Origin of the sequence: Desulfobacter sp., from assembly GCA_028768525.1 — a bacterium.
Classification (GTDB): Bacteria; Desulfobacterota; Desulfobacteria; order Desulfobacterales; family Desulfobacteraceae; genus Desulfobacter.
The window spans coordinates 3,647,176-3,664,084 of the sequence record CP054837.1; the positions used below are offsets into that span (position 1 = coordinate 3,647,176).

A 16,909-nucleotide genomic window follows, 5' to 3' on the forward strand; every position below is an offset into this window, starting at 1 on the left:
CCATGTATTATTTCCATGCCCGGACCGCGGAAGAGATCCTTGCCGCGGACCGGGCCGGCAATTCTCTGGTTGAGGTTTCCCTGGACCTGAATATTTCCGTGAAATCCTGGGAGATCCGGGACCATTGCCTGGTCCTGGGCGATGACCTGCTGCCGGTGGCTGGACTTGAACCGGTGGCAGGGGATAAAAACAAGGTATTCGGATGGGATGGAAATGCCATCGCCCCCATCGAGGTCCGGGCCGACGGCTATTATAAACTGGTACCCACGGATACCGTGCCCACCCTCGAGATCAACGGGGTGAAAATGCATCGGTCCAAGGATATTGATCCCCTGGAAGATGCCCGGCTGAAAACAGAACTGGTGGTGCGGCCCGGGGACAGGGTGCTGGATACCTGCGGGGGACTGGGGTATTCCGCCCTCTTTGCCCTGCGTGCCGGGGCCCGTACCCTTGTCTCCTCCGAAAAGAGTCCGGCCGTGATCCGAATCCGGGAGCAGAACCCCTGGCTGCAGCCCGGGGCCTTTGACTGGTTCACCCCGGAGGCGGCCGGCCGTATCACCCTGAACCACGGGGATATCACCCGGATCATCACCGGCCTGCCGGATCAGGAGTTTAATGCCGTCATCCATGATCCCCCGCGATTTACTTCCGCCACCGGGGACCTCTACGGCCGGGTCTTTTACGGACAATTGGCCCGGGTGATGAAAAACGGGGGCCGCCTCTTCCACTATACGGGCAGCCCCAAAAAGATCGTCCACCAGGACCGGTTTATCCAGAACGCCATGAAGCGTCTGGATGCGGCCGGATTTGGAAATATTTCATTTAATGAGCGCCTCCAGGGCATTTACGCTGAAAAGAACAAAAGGATACTTCCATGATAATAACCGTACTGGATTACGGGGCCGGCAATGTCCGCAGCCTGATCAACGCCGTGGAGAAAATGGGCGGCAGTGTGAAGATGGTTCAGACCCCCGAAGATATTCTCAAGGCCGATAAACTGATATTCCCCGGGGTGGGCAACTATTCCTCCATGATCTCCACCCTCCATGAGCGCGGATTTGTGGACCCCCTCCGGGCGTACCTCAATGCCGACCGTCCCTTCCTGGGGATCTGTGTGGGCATGCAGGCCCTGTTCGAGGGCAGCGAGGAAGAACTGGTTCCCCAGGAGAGCATCGGTTTCTTCAAGGGCCGGGTGGAGCGGTTTAAAACCGATCTTTCCGTACCCCACATCGGCTGGAACGGGATCAATATCAAACAGGATTCCCCCCTGCTGAAGGGGGTGGAACCGGAGACCAAATTTTATTTTGTCCACTCCTACCATATCACCCCTGAAGATCCGTCCGTGATCCTCTCCACTACCACCTATGACTACGAATATGCGTCTGCGGTGCAGCAGGGGAATATCATGGGCACCCAGTTCCATCCGGAAAAAAGCGGCCGGGCGGGCATGCAGCTTCTGGAAAACTTCATCCACGGCGCGGACCTTCGGGCCAGAGGGCCGGTGGACATCCCGGCCAGGGGACTCTCCAAGCGGGTCATCGCCTGCCTGGACGTCCGGTCCAACGATAACGGGGACCTGGTGGTCACCAAGGGCGACCAATACGATGTCCGGGAGGCGGCGGGCAGCGTCAGGAACCTGGGCAAGCCCGTGGCCCTGGCCGGCAAGTACTACGAGCAGGGGGCCGACGAGATCACCTTTTTGAATATCACCGGATTCAGGGATTTCCCCCTGGAGGACATGCCCATGCTCCAGGTGCTGGAGGAAACCTCTAAAAACGTTTTCGTGCCCCTGACCATCGGCGGCGGCATCCGGGAATATACCGATGCCGACGGCAGACATTATTCCGCCCTGGATGTGGCGGCCCGGTATTTCAGGTCCGGTGCGGACAAGATCTCCATCGGCTCCGATGCGGTATACGTGGCCCAGGCCTATATTGAATCCGGGGAAAAGACGGGCAAGTCGGCCATCGAAGAGATATCCCGGGTCTACGGGGCCCAGGCCGTGGTCATCTCAGTGGATCCCCAGCGGGTATGGGTGAATTCACCGGACGAGGCGCCCAAACACCATGTGGTTAAATCTTCTGAAACCGGTCCCAATGGGGAGGCCTACTGCTGGTACCAGTGCACGGTAAAGGGCGGCCGGGAGGCCCGGGATCTGGATGCCGTGGCCCTGGCCAAGGCCTGCGAAGCACTGGGGGCCGGAGAAATCCTGCTCAACTGCATTGACAAGGACGGGACCAATTCCGGATTCGACCTGGACCTGGTCAATGCCGTGCGCAATGCCGTGACCATCCCGGTGATCGCTTCATCCGGGGCCGGGTGCGAGGCCCATTTTTCAGAGGTCTTTGAACAGACAAAGGCCGAAGCCGCCCTGGCCGCAGGCATCTTCCACCGGGAAGAGGTGCCCATCCAGGCGGTGAAAAAACATCTGGCGGAAAAGGGCATCGAAGTCCGGCAGTAAACCGCCCGGCAGTAAACCGCCTGGCAGTGAAACGCCTGGCGGTAGGCGGCCTGGCAGTAATCGGGTTATTGTTCGGTAATGTGGCGGAGGGCGGCCGGGGCGATGGCGTCGATATCCAGGTTGAGATCAATGCATCCGGTTTTTACGGCTTCCTTGGGCATGCCGTAAACCACGGAGGAGTTTTCATCCTGGGCGATGTTGAATGAGCCGGCCGCTTTCATGGCCCGGATACCGGCGGCGCCGTCCGCCCCCATGCCGGTCAGGATGATCCCCAGGGCATTGGCCCCGGCATACTGGGCCACCGAGGAAAAGAGCACATCCACGGCCGGGCGCTGGTGGTGGACCATGGGCCCGGTTTTGACCTTCACATAGTACCTTGCCCCGCTGCGCCGCAGGAGCATGTGAAGATTGCCCGGGGCGATGAGGGCCCGGCCGTTGGTGATGGTGTCCCCGTCCTCGGCCTCCTTGACCCGGATCCGGCAGAGCCCGTTGAGACGCTGGGCGAACTGGGCCGTAAACTGGGCCGGCATGTGCTGGACCACCACCACGCCGGGGGAGTTGACCGGCAGCCGGGTGAGGACCCGGCGGATGGCTTCGGTACCGCCGGTGGAGGCGCCCAGGGCGATAATCTTATTGGTGGTGGCGGCCAGGGCCTTGGAAACCGGGCCGTTTCCCTGGGTATCATCCCCGGGTGCCCGGCGTATGGGCTTGAGCCTGGCCCCGGCCACGTTTTTTATTTTCATGGCCAGGTCATTGGCCATCTCTCCCACGGAATAGGCAGATCCCGGTTTTGACACCACTTCCAGGGCCCCGGCGGCAAAGGCGTCCAGGGCCATGCGACTGCCCTGGGCCGTGAGCGAAGAGACAATGATGACGGGCAGGGGGTGGTAGGCCATGAGTTTTTTCAGGAAGGTAATGCCGTCCATCCGGGGCATTTCAATGTCCAGGGTGATGACATCGGGTTTCAGGTATACGATCTTGTCCCTAGCCACATAGGGATCCGGTGCCGTGCCCACAACCTTTATCCCCTGTTTTGCCCCCAGTTCCTTGGACAGCACTTTGCGGACAATGGCCGAGTCATCGACGATGAGGACGTTGGTCTCTTTCAAGGATTCAGTTCCCCGGATCAGTCCAGTTTGACCCGGGCGATGATAAGATCATCAACGGCGTTGAGCACCGCGGCCTCGTCCACATCCGCCGAGACGGGGGTGGCAACGATCTGGGGAATGCCCAGGCCCATATAGGTGGTTTCGTTGACCCGGGTCAACGTACTGCCGGCCACCATGTTCAGGGCTTCTTTCAGGGTGCCGTCCACATGGTCCGGGGTGAGCCCGGCCATGTCCTGGCCCAGGAAGTCTGCGGTCATGGTGCGGAGCAGGCCGTCGGGGATGCTGATGAAAATGGTGCCTGAAAATTCCCCTGAAAAGGTGACCGCAGCGGTCTTGAACCGGCCGGGATCCCCCGGGGGATTGTCCGGGTCAATATCCGGCATCTCGTCCAGGGTCCGGTAGAACATGGTTTCCATGACCTCAAAAATCGAATTCGTCACCTGCGTCATCAATTGCTTCTTCATCGCTCGGTTCTCCCAATAGTTCCACAAGCAGATCCCTGATCTGTTCCGGGGAAAATGGTTTTTTTAAGTACCGGGCCGCTCCCTGGTCCATGATTTCCCTGACCTTTTCGATGCTGCCCTCGGTGGAGATGACCACAACCGGGATGCCGGCATTTTCCGGGCGGGCCTGCATGGCCCGGATCATGTCCAGCCCGTTCATCACCGGCATGTTGAAATCGGTTATCACCACATCCACATGTTCGGCGGCCATGACGGCCAGGGCCGATTCCCCGTTTTCCGCTTCAAGAAATCCGCCTGCCCCGTATCCGGCGGCGGTCAGGGTTTTTTTCAGGACCCCGCGCATGGGCAGAGAGTCGTCGACAATCAGGATGGAAAAGCTCATATCTCACCTTGTTTTTCCGTTAGTTCTGCGGTAAATGGCTCTTGGTTATACCACCTGTAATAGTTCTTCCACTTCCTGCATCTTGCAGGTAAATTCAGCAATGATCCGGGTCACATCCTCGGCAGAGAGCCCGATCTGCTTCATGGCCTCCTTGTGGAAACGGTAGGCCAGGCCGTCGGCCCCCACGCCCATGCCCATCATCATGCAGATGCAGTCGGCCATGTAGACCACCGCAATATCCTTGTCTTCAATGAGTTTTACATCCAGGATATGATGGTGGCGGATGATTTTCACCATCTTGGGGGAGAATTTCCACATTTTGGCGATCATTCCCCCCAGTTCCGCATGGTCCACGCCGATGACCCGTTTCTCCGCTTCCATGAAACTCAGGTTTTCCTTGGTCACCAGGCCTGAAATTTTTTCGTAGGCCTCCCGGACAAATCCGTCCAGCACGGTTTTGCCGATATCCTTGAGCAGGGCGGCGGTGAAAATGCTGCCCCGGTTGGGCATTTCAAGTTCCGTTGCAATCTGTTTGGCGATGAGGGCCGAAGAGACCGAATATTTCCACATGGCCCCCTGGTTCAGGTCGTAGCCGGCCTGTTTGCCGGTGAACAGCCCGGCACCGGATTTGAGCATGACCAGGTCGATGATCTGGTCGGTGCCCAGAAGGTTGGCGGCGTCCTTGATGGATTCCGCCGGATGCCGGAGTCCGAAAAAGGCCGAGTTGACGGTCCGGAGCACCGAGGCGGTGATGGCCGGGTCATACTGGATGATTTTTGCAATCTCCTCCATGCCGGCATTGGGGTCGTCCACCGCTTCCAGCAGGGGGTGGACCACTGCGGGAATGGGCTTTAGGTTTTTAATTTCTTTTAATAGTTCCTGAATGGCTGTCATACTCTTTCCTCGCCCACTCCTGATGTTTTTACATAAATGTGGCCCGTATCAATTTCAAGTCTCACCGTTCGGTTGACATTGCCGCCCACGGCCTGTTTTTCTATCAACACATTATTCCTGAACAGCATTTTTTTCAAGGCCATGTAATTGCGGTTCCCGATGTTGAAGAACCCTTTCTGGTCCAGGATTTCCGCCCCGCCGGCCGCAAACACCTTGATCCGGGATTTCTTGGCGCCCAGGGTGTAGCTTTCCTTGAACAGCCTGGGGATGCCGGTGTCGGCGAACATAAAGGGCCGGGCCTCGGCCTTGGCATGGTCGATGGACGAATCCGGCAGCATGTAATGGAGCATGCCCCCGGCCCTGGCCACCGGGTCATAGATGACCAGGCCGATGCAGGATCCCAAAGAGTAGGTGATAATGGTGTCACCGGGGGTATTACTGGTTCTCATATCTGCAACGCCAACAATATGTTTCATATCGCCTCAAGCTGTTCTGGTGAGTGCCTGAAATGCGCCTGGAAATTCAAAAAACGACGACGGCCCGACAAGTGTGGATATTGGTTTCGTGCCCATGAGTTCCCTGATACGCGATGAAAGAATTTGGATCATCATAAGCGATTTCCAAAGAACATGTCAAGAAAGTGATTCGCCGGTGTACTGCCGTTGTCCACAGATACCCGGCCGGCGGACCCGGCCCCGGGGGGCGGTCGGTTGCCGGCCCTTATCCCGGTGGATTTATTTCCAGTCCTTAATTTTGGCAAAATAGTTGCGGGGGGAAATGAGCCGGAACATATTTGCAATCTTCCTGGCCTGTTCGGCCTTTTCGCGGCTCTCCTGTTTCATCTGCATGAGGTCGCCGTCAAAAAGGGATGAATAATAGGTTTCGGCCGCCTGCTTCCGTTCCCCTTCGCTGCCGTATTCGTTCCTGATCCTGAATAATTCCCCTTCATCCAGCCAGTATCCAGCACACTTGGGGCAATGGTCGATTTCCACGGCCTTTTTTGTACTCCAGAAATGGCGCATCATGACCACATCTTTGCATTTCGGGCAATTGTAGCGATGGGACTGGTCGAATTTGGCCGGGGATTCCACGGAGAGCAGGTCAATGAGGTTTTCGTCCGTAAACTCATGGGGTTCGTCCATTTTCTGCAGTTCGAACCGGTCGAACCAGATGCCGCCGCATCCTTCTTTGCATACGTCCAGTTCTATGTTTTCAATGATTACACTGCTTAACTTTCCGCTGCATGTGGGGCAGATCATGGCTTTCTCCTTATGTTTTCATTCGAATCAGATATACCATAAGACCATGGGAAAAGATAAGTAAATAATGGGTGGCTGCCTCACCGGTTTGAATCTTTTTCAAGGGAAAGGAGTCTCTCCTTGATGGCCAGTCCGTGGGCAAAACCGGTGAGCTTGCCGTCGGCCCCAATCACCCGGTGGCAGGGGATGACCAGTGGAACAGGATTTTTCCCGTTGGCCGCCCCCACGGCCCGGGCGGCCTTGGGGCGGCCCAGCCGCTTTGCGATATCACCGTAGCTTGCCGTGCAGCCATAGGGAATCCGGCCGAGTTCTGCCCAGACTTTTTTCTGGAATTCCGTTCCCCTTAAATTGAGGGGAATATCAAATGCCTTTCTTTTTTCGTCCAGGTATTCCAGCACCTGGGTCCGGGTATCTGAAAAAAACGCCGGGCTGAATTCCCAATCCGCCATGATGTCGAACTGCCGGCTGCCTTGGCCGGTGTTGAGATGGAGATGGGCCAGTCCTTTTTCATCCCCGGCCAGGATGATTTCACAGAACCGGGTGTTGAATTTTGTATAATACATGGGCGCTCCTTTTTATTTGCTATTTACCGGTTCCATAGGCAGAGGGCGGCATAGGCTCTGTAGGGCCGCCAGTTTTCCGCCCGTTTCAATATCTCTTTTTTTCCGGGGCGCTTTTCCTTTTGGGCCAGGGCCTTGATGATGCCCAGGTCCGTGGCCGGAAAGCTGTCCACCATTCCCAATCCCCGCATGGCCACGTAATTCACCGTCCATTCCCCGATGCCCCGGATGGCGGAAAATTCTTTTTCAAAGGTTTCAAAGGATTGGTTGGGGTTCAGGGAGAAGGCCTGGGCCATCAGCCCCTGTACGGTATTGGCGATGGTGGCCTGCCTGGCCCCGGTGATGCCCATGCCTGCCAGGCCGGTTTCCGCCAATTCACCGGGGCCGGGGAAAAAATAATCCAGTCCATGGGGAAAGTTATCTGTTTTACGCCCTGCCTTTTCGGCAATACGCGACGCCAGGGTGGAGGCGGCCTGTACCGATATCTGCTGGCCCAGGATTGCCCTGATGCAGAGTTCAAATGCATCAAAGGCAACGGGCAGCCGGGGGACATGGCCCTCTTTCATTCCTTTGGACAGGCAAGGGTCTGTCTTGAATTTCTTATTGATATGGGAAAAGCGGGTGTCCAGGTCGAACATCCGGCGGACCCGGTTATGGATCTCCATATAACACCGGATGTCATCGCAGAAGATGCCCAGTTCCAGGGCCGATTTTCCGGGATTGTCCCGGACCGTGAAATATCCTTTTGCCCCCTTTGTCCTGAAGGTCCTGGCATAGGTTCCCTTATGGATGCGCTCCACCCCCTTAATCACACGGATCTTCATGAATTCAAGGATCTGGGAAAAATTGAAGGGCGTTTCATAGGGGAGTAAAAGGGCGGTATTGCCCCCCTCGGAAGCGTTTGTCTCTTTTTTCACCGCCGAGGGGGTCATGCCGAAGATCTCCTTGAACACCTGGTTGAATTGCCGGATAGAGCCGAATCCGGAGGCAAAGGCGATGTCGGTGACGGACTGGTTGGAAAACATAAGCAGCTTTTTGGCGAACAGGGCCCGGTGGTACCTGGCGAGCTTTACCGGCGGCACCCCCAGGTTGTCGATGAATAATTGGCGCAGGTGGCGGTCCGAGATTTTCAGCGTTTTTGCCAGATCTGTAACACCATGGGTGTTGAGATAACCGTCGTAAATCATTTTCAATGCTGTCTGAACGGTGAGGGTGCCCCGGGGGTGGGCGTTGCAATAATCCAGGCGGATATCCGGGCGGCACCGCAGGCAGGGGCGGTAAAACCGGTCAAGGGCCTCGAATATGTCATTGAAATAGACCACATTCTCTTCCTTGGCCGTGGGGGCGGGGCAGGAGGGACGGCAGAAAACCCCCGTGGTCTTTACCCCGAAAAAGAATTTTCCGTCAAAGTTTTTATCCTTGGTGATCCTGGCAATTCTGTATGCTTCTTTTATCACGTCTTTTGGGTGCCCTTTCCCCGTCCAGGCCTTTTTACCTGCCAGTTTCCTTTATTTTTTGTATTTTGTCACCCGCTTTCGGATCTGTCTGTTTTTTCTGTTGAAACGGCTGTAAGCCTATCATTGGCTCATTGGAGATGCTGGCGGTTTTCGGAAGCGGTTTTCATTTGTTCAACAAACATGGCAGGCCTTTGGGACCGCCCGCCCGGACCGAACCAAGGGGGCACTATCCCTTGGGCATTTTCGCACGGATCATCAGTATGAATCCCGCAACCAGAAAAGGGATACTGATCAATTGTCCGGTATTCAGTCCCAGGCCGGTGGTGTAGGCCGCCTGGGGGACTTTTAAAAATTCCAGAAAAAAGCGGATGGTAAAGATAACGGCCAGAAAGATACCGGAAAGGAGCCCGGCAGGCGGCCGGTGCCTGTATTGGCGGTAGACTGCCCCCAGGATAAAAAAGGCGGCCAGGCAGACAATAGATTCGTATAACTGGCTGGGATGCCTGGGGAAAGAATCTATCCGGGCGAAGACCACGGCCCACGGCAGATCGGTATATTGCCCGTAAATTTCCGAATTGAAAAAGTTGCCCAGCCGGATCAGGGCGCCGCCCAGGGCTGCTGCAACGGCAATTCTGTCAACCAGCCATATAAACGGCTGGTCCGGTTTTTTCCGGGAATACATCCAAAGGGCTAAAAGAATACCTGCCGCACCGCCGTGGCTGGCCAGCCCGCCTTCCCATATTTTGAAAATATCCAGGGGGTGGCTGAAATAATACATGGGATCATAGAAGAGGCAATGGGCGAGGCGGGCGCCGGTAAGGGTGCCGATAATCATATAGTTCATCAGGGCGGGCAGGTCGCAGAGGGGCTTGTTTTCCCGGGTATAAATCCGGGTCATGAGATACTGGCCCAGTAAAAAGGCAGTGGCAAAAAATACCCCGTACCATCGGATGTCAAAACCGCCGACCTGGATAAGTACAGGCGAGGCGTCCCAAATAAAAAAATCGTATGCCATGGCTGATGTATTATTTCCTGTGCATGAATAAAAAATTAACGGGTCGAATGGATACCTTTTCCAGGTTTGAAGGAGAGCCGGCCAAAGGAGCAGAGGACGCCTGCAAAGCCGATTCCGGTGAAAATAATAAAACCTGTGTGCATGGCTGCCAGATAGGCGTCGGCCGTCCCGGGGGTGACCGGGGCATTTCCCATGAACAGGTTGAGGATAAAGGTGATCAGGGTCATGGCCGTCAGCATCCCCATGTTGCGCATGGTGGCGGCAAAGCTGGAAGCAATGCCGTAATGCTGCGGGGTGACGCTGCCCATGATGGTGGTCATATTGGGGGATGAAAACAGGGCAAAGCCCAGTCCCAGCAGTCCCAGGGTGCCGTAGAGTTGAATCATGGATGTCCCCGCGTCAATGGTGGCGCAGATTCCCAGGGCCAGGGTGCAGATCCCCATGCCCAGGGAGGCGATGCGGGCCGGGGGATGGGTGTCGGCCAGTTTCCCGGCCATGGGTGAAAGCACGGCCTGGATCAGGGGCTGGATGACCAGAATCAGGCCGGCGTTCTGGGGGGGGATCCCCCGGACCTGCTGGAGATAGAGGCTGAAAAAAAAGGTGACCCCGAAGGAGGCGGCATAGTTGATCAGGGTGGCCAGGTTGCTCAGGGCAAAGAGGCTGTTTTTCCGCAGCAGGTCGGTGTCCAGGATGGGGGAGGGGGACCGGGTTTCATAGCGGAAAAAGATAACCAGTCCCAGGATGCCGGCCGCCATCATTCCGGCATACACCCGGCCCTGGTCCAGGTGGGCGGCTCCGTAAATCAGGGCGGAAAGAGCGCCCATGTAAATCAGGCTGCCGGTCCAGTCAAAGGGCATCCCTTTGGCAGAGCGCCATTCTCCCTTCAGGCGGGTGAGGGTCAGGATCAGGGCGGAGATTTCCAGGGGAAGGGCGCCAAAAAATATCCAGCGCCATCCCAGATGGGTGATCATGAAACCGGCCAGGGTGGGGCCGGCGGACAGGCCGATGTAGACGGCCCCCACAATCACCCCCATGGCCTGTCCCCGTTTTTCCGGCGGAAAGATCGAGGAGAGGATGGCCACACTGGTGGCGGTGATCATGGCCGCGCCGGTGCCCTGGATGAAGCGAAAGAGGATGAACAGATTCATGCCCGAACTCAGGCCCAGGATCAGGGTGGCGGCGATGAACACCAGGGTGCCGGAGATAAATATCTTCTTTCGGCCGTGGATGTCGGCCATGCGTCCGGCCGGGAGCATGATCAGGGCAAAAGCCAGGATGAAGACCATTTCCACCAGGCCGAGCTGGGCGGCACCGGCATGAAAATCAGAACCGATGGCGGGGAGGGCCACCCCCACCGCCGACATCATAAAGGGGGTGAGGAACTGGACCGAGGAGACCACAAACAGGGTGACGCCCGGGGAGTGGGAAGCGGACTTCATGGCGTCTGTCCCTCCTGTTTGGCGGCCATGCCGTTGGCGATGATCCGGTCCAGAAGGGCCAGGATTTCTTTTTTTTCCACCTCTGAAAAGTCCGATACCAGGGGGGCTGAGGCCCCGGACAGGGCTGAAATCAGCTCCTTTTCATGGTCCCGGGCATTTTGGGTGGGGGAAACCAGCTTCTGGCGTCGGTTTTCCGGATTGATTTCCCGCCGGACCCAGCCTTTTTTTTCCAATTGGTCCAGATTCCGGGCGGTGGCCCCCGGGTCGATGACCAGGCATTGGGAGAGTTCAAGCTGGGTCATGGCCCTGTCCTGGTGGAGGAGTTCCATTAGAAAAGGGATCTGGGCCAGGGTGAGGCCCAGTGCCTTGAGGCGGTCTCCGGCCAGCGCCCGGTTCAGCCGGTGGATCATGGCAAACCGATATCCGAATGATGTCCTGCGTGCCGTTAAATGGGACATGTTTATTTTTTATTCCTTAAACTGTTGATATGACAATTATTGACGTGTCAATAAAATAGGGGCCGTGAAGATTTATGTCAAGTCAAAGATTATAAAAAAAGATGATAAAAGCCGGAGAACAGGTCAAAACCGCAAAATGCAAAAATCGTAACCGGAAATGAAAAAATGGTAACCGGCAGAGGGACGGGCAGCGGTTCAGGAATGAATGAAATCCGCGTGAAAACAGGGGGATTCGTGTCTGGCACGCCCATTGCTGTCCCCATGGCGTGATATGTACATGTATTTGTCTGGAAGGACCAGGGAAATACCTGCTGAAAAATATGATAAGCAAGGAGAGATGATGAACAGAATTTCAACAACCGCCGTTCTTTTTACCGCCCTTATTTTCGGATGCACCTTTACAGGGGTGTCCTGTGCCCACAAACAGGCCGTGGCCTCCCCCGAAGAGGCCCCGGCGACGCCCGCCGCAGCAAAAGAAGAGGGACAGGTGCCCGACACTAAGGCGCCGGAAGACCGGGCTAAGGAAGTGGCCACGGTCCGGGAGGGTGACATGGAAAAAAGCGGGGAAGAAAAGACGCTTTCCCAGGAAAAGCAAGGGCTTGAAAAAACAGCAGCTGAAAGGGACCGGTTCGAGGGTGAAACCATCCCCTTTGAATTTGACAGCGCCCGCCTCTGCGACAGGGCCAAGGAACTGCTCAGGGAAAAAGCGGCCTGGATGGCGGCTCATCCGGGTATCTTCGTGACCATTGAAGGACACTGCGATATCCGGGGCACCGAGCCTTACAACCAGACCCTGGGGGAAGAACGGGCCGTCGCAGTAAAATCTTATCTTGCCGGCCTGGGCATCCTGCCCCAGCGGATGACCTGTGTCAGTTTCGGGGAGGCACAGCCCCTGGCCACAGGAACCCAAGAGGCGGACCACCAGATGAACCGGCGGGCCCGGTTCTTAATTGTCCCCCATCCCGATGAATTGCCCGCCTCTTAATTTCCAAAAGGCCCCGGTGGAGTTGCCGGGGCCTTTTTTGTGTGTATAATGGAAAGAATATTTTTCATACATACGATTCACACGAGGCAATCCTATGAAAAAGGTGGGTTTGATTCTGGTTCTGGCTGCTGCCGGATTTTTGGGATACCGGTTTCTGGGCGGAGATGCCGGTTATGAAATTAAAAATATCCCCATATCCGTTTCCCGCATTGTCTGTTTCGGGGACAGCCTGACCTACGGGGTCGGCGCCTCCAGGGAGAAGGATTACCCTTCCCGCCTGGCCGGGTTGACCGGCATTGAAGTGATCAATTCCGGGATTTCGGGCAATACCACCGCCGACGGCCTGGCCCGGCTCCAGGAAGATGTACTGGATTACCAGCCCGATGTGGTGCTCATCACCCTGGGGGGCAACGATTTGAAGAACCGGGTGGCCAAGGACAGGGCCCGGGCCAATCTCATTGCCATCATCCGGGGCATCCAGGATGCCGGGGCCATGGTGGTCCTCGGAGGCCTGGACATTCCCCTGTACGGCAGGGGGTTTTCCGACATGTATGCCGCCGTGGCCCGGGAGACCGGGGCGGTGCTCATCCCCAACATCTTTGATGGGATATTCGGCAACCGTCGCCTCATGAGCGATCCCATCCATCCCAATGACAAGGGCTACGAAATCATGGCCGGGTATTTTTACCGGGCCCTGCTCCCCTATCTCAACTCCTAGATGCTCCTCTGATTCTGATCCTCCTGATCGATTCAGGGCCGTCCGGATCCCTGAAAATAAAAAAGTATTGACAAATCTATTCCTCAAAAATAAATTGGTCGTACGTCCGATCAATTTTATCATTCGGGGGAGAATCCCATGGGCAGAAAGAGTAAGGCAGACCAGCGTCGCACCCAGATCATCCAGGCCTTTTATCAATGCGTGGTGGATGCCGGCCTTGCCGGCGCCTCCATCCGGAAAATCGCCGAGGCCGCAGGGGTCCAGCCCTCCACCCTCCACCATTATTTTACAGGGCGGGATGAAATCATTGAAGAGGCCGTGGCCTATTATACCGATGGCATTTTCGAAGGGTTCCGGACCCAGATGAAGGGGGAGGCCGGAGAGGGCGGGGCTGAAAACAAGGACGGGCCGACCCTGGACCAGGCCATCTCATTCATTTTTTCCAAGGGCATGATCAATGAGGAGCACACCGGATTTTTTCTGGAATGCCTGGTGGCGGCCAGGGGAAATCCCCGGATCAGGGCCACCATTGCCCGGCTCTTTGAACGGTTCCGCAATGCCGTCATTGAGCACCTGGTTCAGGTGCCCGGCTTTGAGGACCTTGCCCCGGCCCGCCAGGAATTGCTGGCGTCCACCATCGTTGCCGTCCATGAGGGCATTGAACTGCAGTGGTTCGCGGACCCGGGCAGGGTGGACCTGGCCCGGACCCTGGAAACCACCAAAGATATTATTTCATTTTTTATTCGTGAATCCAACCCAGGGCAGTCTGCTTCCAAAGGAGGATGATCATGGACTGGAACCGGTCGTACCAGGCGTATTCTAAAGTTTTTAAAAACCATCGTTTTCCCCTGGCCTTTGTGGACCTGGACCGGTTCGACCGGAACGTGGCCTATGTGGCCGCCACCCAGGCCGTAACGGGAAAGACCATCCGTGTGGCTTCCAAATCCATTAGGAGTGTGGATCTGATCCGGCGGGTGTTTGAAAAAGGCGGCCCGGCCTTTAAGGGGATTCTGGCCTTTACCGTTGAAGAGGCGGTGTTTTTAAGCGGACATGGATTTGAGGATATTCTGGTGGCCTACCCCTCGGTCCAGGAGACGGACCTGGCCCTGGCGGCCGGGAAGATAGGAGCGGGGGCGGATATCACCCTGATGGCCGATTCCATGGCTCACCTGGAACGCATCTCCGCTGCGGCCCAGGCCGCGGGCACCCTGATCCGGGTCTGCCTGGACGTGGACATGTCCTTCCGCGCCCTGGGGGGCCGGCTTCACCTGGGGGTGCGCCGCAGCCCGCTCTTTTCACCGGACCAGGTCATCGGCCTGGCCGCCCGGGCCAGGGATCTGCCCGGCATCAGGATCGCCGGGCTCATGGGGTACGAGGCCCAGATTGCCTCCCTCAACGACGACCTGCCGGGCCAGGGATTGAAAAACCGGTTTCTCCGGGCATTCAAACGACGTTCGGTGAGGGAACTGACCCGGCGCCGGGGACGGATGGTCCGGGAAATTCAACACCTTGGCATTGAACTTGAGGTGGTGAACGGCGGGGGAAGCGGCAGCCTCATGTCCACGGGAAGGGACGACAGCGTCACCGAGGTGACGGCGGGGTCCGCCTTTTTTGCCCCTGGGCTGTTTACCCATTTCCATGAGGTGAATTTTGAACCGGCCGCCTTTTTCGGCCTCCGGGTGGCAAGGATTCCCAAGCCCGCCATGGCCACCTGCCTGGGCGGGGGCTATGTGGGGTCCGGCGAGGTCAATGCCAACCGCCTGCCCTGGCCGGTGATGCCCCAGGGGCTTTCATATCTGCCCATGGAAGGGGCCGGGGAGGTCCAGACCCCCCTGGTGCTGGGGACGGCGTGTCCGGAATTGAAGGTGAACGATCCGGTTTTTTTCCAGCATGCCAAGGCCGGGGAACTCTGCGAGCGGTTTAATGAGTTGTTTCTTGTACAGGCGAATCAATGCACGGGCGCCGTCCCCACCTACCGGGGGGAAGGCCACGCATTTCTATAACCATCATCTTTAAGGAGGCGACGTGGCACCATTCCGCAGGTTTGACTTCATCATCGTGGGGGCCGGAATTTCAGGCCCTTTTATTGCTGACGAGCTGTGCCGGGCCGGGGCGGACTGCCTGCTCATCGAAGCGGGCAGACGGTATACCCGGAAAACCTATCCCCCCAACAGCATGGACGGAAATGCCCAGCTGTATTGGTCCGGCGGCGTCGAGCTGGGCCATGACTGCAAAATCGCCTTTCTGCGGCCCAAGGCCGTGGGGGGGGGCTCCATTGTGAACCAGGCCCTGGTGGACCGGTTTGACGAGGAGGCATGGGGGGCCTGGCGGGATCAGTCCGGGGTGGATTTTTTCAATGTTGAGGATATGGCGCCCTGGTATGACAAGGCGGAAAGCGCCATCGAAATCCAGGAGATCCCGGCAGAATTCAGGAATAAGAATGCCGAAATTTTTGACCAGGGCTTCAAGAATCTGAATTACCAGAGCGCCCCCCTGCGCCGGGCCCAGAGCAACTGCCGCCTGGAAGAGGGGAATTGCTGCATTGAATGCCTCAACGGCTGCCGCCTGGGCTCCAAACAGTCCACCCCGGAGACGGTACTGAAAACCGCCCTTGAAAACGGCCTGACCCTGGTGCCGGATATGGAGGTGGTCCGGGTCAAGGATACCGGGGGACAGATGGAGGTCTACGGCCGGGAAGCCGGTGGCGGGGAGGCCCTGTTTAAGGGGCGCCACCTGGTCCTGGCCAGCGGTGCCATCGGCAATGCCCGCTTGCTGCTCAACTCGGGCTTCGGCAAAGAACTGCCCCACATCGGCAAAGGGTTTTTCTGCCATCCCCAGTTCATGAGTTTCGGGGTGTACCAAGAGAAGATCAATTCCCACATGGGCGCTTTCCAGGCCTTTAAATCCGATGACAAGGGGTTTCGGAAGGAAGGGTTCAAGCTGGAGAATGTCTATGCCGGACCGGAGGGAATCGCCCTTCTGGTGCCGGGGTACGGCCGCCCCCACCATGAAAAAATGGAACAGCTTTCCCACTTCGCCTGTATGGAGGTCTGCACCCGGGATACCCATCCGGGGAGGATCACGGTGAACCGTAAGGGAAAGGCCATGATCCGGAAGGTCCAGAATGAAGAGGATCTCAGGCGGCAGAATAAGGGGCAGGAGGTTATCGCCAATATTTTCAGGTCCACCGGCGCCAAGGAGATCATCCACGGCAAATTCGGCATCGGCCTCCATCTCATGGGCTGCTGCGCCATGGGCACGGATCCGGCCCACTCTGTGGTCAGCCCGGAGTTCAGCCTCCACGGCCACTCCCGGATCTTTGCGGCGGATTCCTCCGTATTTCCCAATGCCCCGGGGATCAATCCCTCCCTCACCATCATGGCCCTGGCCAAGCGGGCGGCCCACACCATCCTCGGCACCCAGACAAAAGGAGGTGCACAATGATTGTTTCAAAATATTTTTCCCAGACCCAGCTGCGGGGGCTGGCCAAGGCCGGTGATATCATTCTGCCCGGCACCCAGGTCTCCCCCTCTTTTTCCGAAACCGGATGTGCGGCCCATATAGACCGGATGGCGGCCTTCCTGTCCGAGGATGACCTCGGGGGTCTCCGCATGGTGCTCTCCCTTTTCGGCTATATGCCCAAATGGAAAATCCGGATGATTTTCAAGCTGTTCAATGCCAGCGGCCGCCTTCCCGGTTTTCTGGGGT

General features: G+C 57.2%; 18 protein-coding genes. 7 read left to right on the plus strand and 11 right to left on the minus strand.

Going from position 1 to position 16,909, the window contains the following annotated elements; all coding sequences use genetic code 11:
• Positions 1–2: 2 nt before the first annotated feature.
• Both HUN04_16205 and hisF read left to right on the plus strand, forming a co-directional pair.
• Positions 3–878, plus strand: a complete 876-nt coding sequence (locus HUN04_16205; GenBank protein ID WDP91155.1) for a hypothetical protein — start codon at positions 3–5, stop codon at positions 876–878.
• Positions 875–2,461: an imidazole glycerol phosphate synthase subunit HisF gene (gene hisF, locus HUN04_16210; protein WDP91156.1), complete on the plus strand. Its 1,587-nt coding sequence runs from the start codon at positions 875–877 to the stop codon at positions 2,459–2,461. Before HUN04_16205 ends, hisF begins: the two co-directional genes overlap by 4 nt.
• A 65-nt stretch (positions 2,462–2,526) precedes the next feature.
• On the opposite strand, the gene HUN04_16215 is transcribed toward hisF, so the two are convergent.
• The 11 genes from HUN04_16215 to HUN04_16265 form a co-directional block, all read right to left on the minus strand.
• Positions 2,527–3,570 (minus strand): chemotaxis response regulator protein-glutamate methylesterase, encoded by a 1,044-nt coding sequence (locus HUN04_16215; protein ID WDP91157.1) that lies wholly within the window; start codon positions 3,568–3,570, stop codon positions 2,527–2,529.
• 17 nt (positions 3,571–3,587) lie between these two features.
• On the minus strand, positions 3,588–4,019 hold the full coding sequence (locus tag HUN04_16220) for a chemotaxis protein CheX (GenBank protein ID WDP91158.1): 432 nt from the start codon (positions 4,017–4,019) through the stop codon (positions 3,588–3,590).
• Positions 3,991–4,416, minus strand: a complete 426-nt coding sequence (locus HUN04_16225; protein WDP91159.1) for a response regulator — start codon at positions 4,414–4,416, stop codon at positions 3,991–3,993. Before HUN04_16225 ends, HUN04_16220 begins: the two co-directional genes overlap by 29 nt.
• A gap of 45 nt (positions 4,417–4,461) precedes the next feature.
• The gene (locus HUN04_16230) at positions 4,462–5,310 is read right to left on the minus strand and encodes an HDOD domain-containing protein (GenBank protein WDP91160.1); all 849 of its coding nucleotides are present in this window, start codon (positions 5,308–5,310) and stop codon (positions 4,462–4,464) included.
• Complete coding sequence (locus HUN04_16235; GenBank protein ID WDP91161.1) at positions 5,307–5,786, minus strand: chemotaxis protein CheD; 480 nt, start codon at positions 5,784–5,786, stop codon at positions 5,307–5,309. The genes HUN04_16230 and HUN04_16235 overlap by 4 nt, the downstream gene beginning before the upstream one ends.
• A gap of 258 nt (positions 5,787–6,044) precedes the next feature.
• Positions 6,045–6,569 (minus strand): zf-TFIIB domain-containing protein, encoded by a 525-nt coding sequence (locus HUN04_16240; GenBank protein WDP91162.1) that lies wholly within the window; start codon positions 6,567–6,569, stop codon positions 6,045–6,047.
• 80 nt (positions 6,570–6,649) lie between these two features.
• Entirely contained in the window at positions 6,650–7,132 is a 483-nt protein-coding gene (locus HUN04_16245; protein WDP91163.1) for a methylated-DNA--[protein]-cysteine S-methyltransferase, read from the minus strand.
• 23 nt (positions 7,133–7,155) lie between these two features.
• On the minus strand, positions 7,156–8,586 hold the full coding sequence (locus HUN04_16250; protein ID WDP91164.1) for a DNA-3-methyladenine glycosylase 2 family protein: 1,431 nt from the start codon (positions 8,584–8,586) through the stop codon (positions 7,156–7,158).
• 226 nt (positions 8,587–8,812) lie between these two features.
• Entirely contained in the window at positions 8,813–9,601 is a 789-nt protein-coding gene (lgt, locus tag HUN04_16255; GenBank protein ID WDP91165.1) for a prolipoprotein diacylglyceryl transferase, read from the minus strand.
• Between the two features lie 35 nt (positions 9,602–9,636).
• Complete coding sequence (locus HUN04_16260; protein WDP91166.1) at positions 9,637–11,040, minus strand: MFS transporter; 1,404 nt, start codon at positions 11,038–11,040, stop codon at positions 9,637–9,639.
• Positions 11,037–11,498: a MarR family transcriptional regulator gene (locus HUN04_16265; GenBank protein WDP91167.1), complete on the minus strand. Its 462-nt coding sequence runs from the start codon at positions 11,496–11,498 to the stop codon at positions 11,037–11,039. Before HUN04_16265 ends, HUN04_16260 begins: the two co-directional genes overlap by 4 nt.
• A gap of 337 nt (positions 11,499–11,835) precedes the next feature.
• Between HUN04_16265 and HUN04_16270 the strand changes: the two genes are divergently transcribed.
• The 5 genes from HUN04_16270 to HUN04_16290 all read left to right on the plus strand — a co-directional run bounded on the left by HUN04_16270 (position 11,836) and on the right by HUN04_16290 (position 16,645).
• Complete coding sequence (locus HUN04_16270) at positions 11,836–12,483, plus strand: OmpA family protein (GenBank protein ID WDP91168.1); 648 nt, start codon at positions 11,836–11,838, stop codon at positions 12,481–12,483.
• 94 nt (positions 12,484–12,577) lie between these two features.
• Positions 12,578–13,201 (plus strand): arylesterase, encoded by a 624-nt coding sequence (locus tag HUN04_16275; GenBank protein WDP91169.1) that lies wholly within the window; start codon positions 12,578–12,580, stop codon positions 13,199–13,201.
• 138 nt (positions 13,202–13,339) lie between these two features.
• Positions 13,340–13,987 carry a TetR/AcrR family transcriptional regulator gene (locus HUN04_16280; GenBank protein WDP91170.1) on the plus strand — a complete coding sequence of 216 codons (648 nt, stop codon included), beginning with the start codon at positions 13,340–13,342 and terminating at the stop codon, positions 13,985–13,987.
• A 2-nt stretch (positions 13,988–13,989) separates the two neighbouring features.
• A complete protein-coding gene (locus HUN04_16285; protein ID WDP91171.1) occupies positions 13,990–15,204 on the plus strand; it encodes an alanine racemase in 1,215 nt (404 codons plus the stop codon).
• A 22-nt stretch (positions 15,205–15,226) separates the two neighbouring features.
• Positions 15,227–16,645, plus strand: a complete 1,419-nt coding sequence (locus HUN04_16290; GenBank protein ID WDP91172.1) for a GMC family oxidoreductase — start codon at positions 15,227–15,229, stop codon at positions 16,643–16,645.
• The last annotated feature ends 264 nt before the right edge of the window (positions 16,646–16,909 follow it).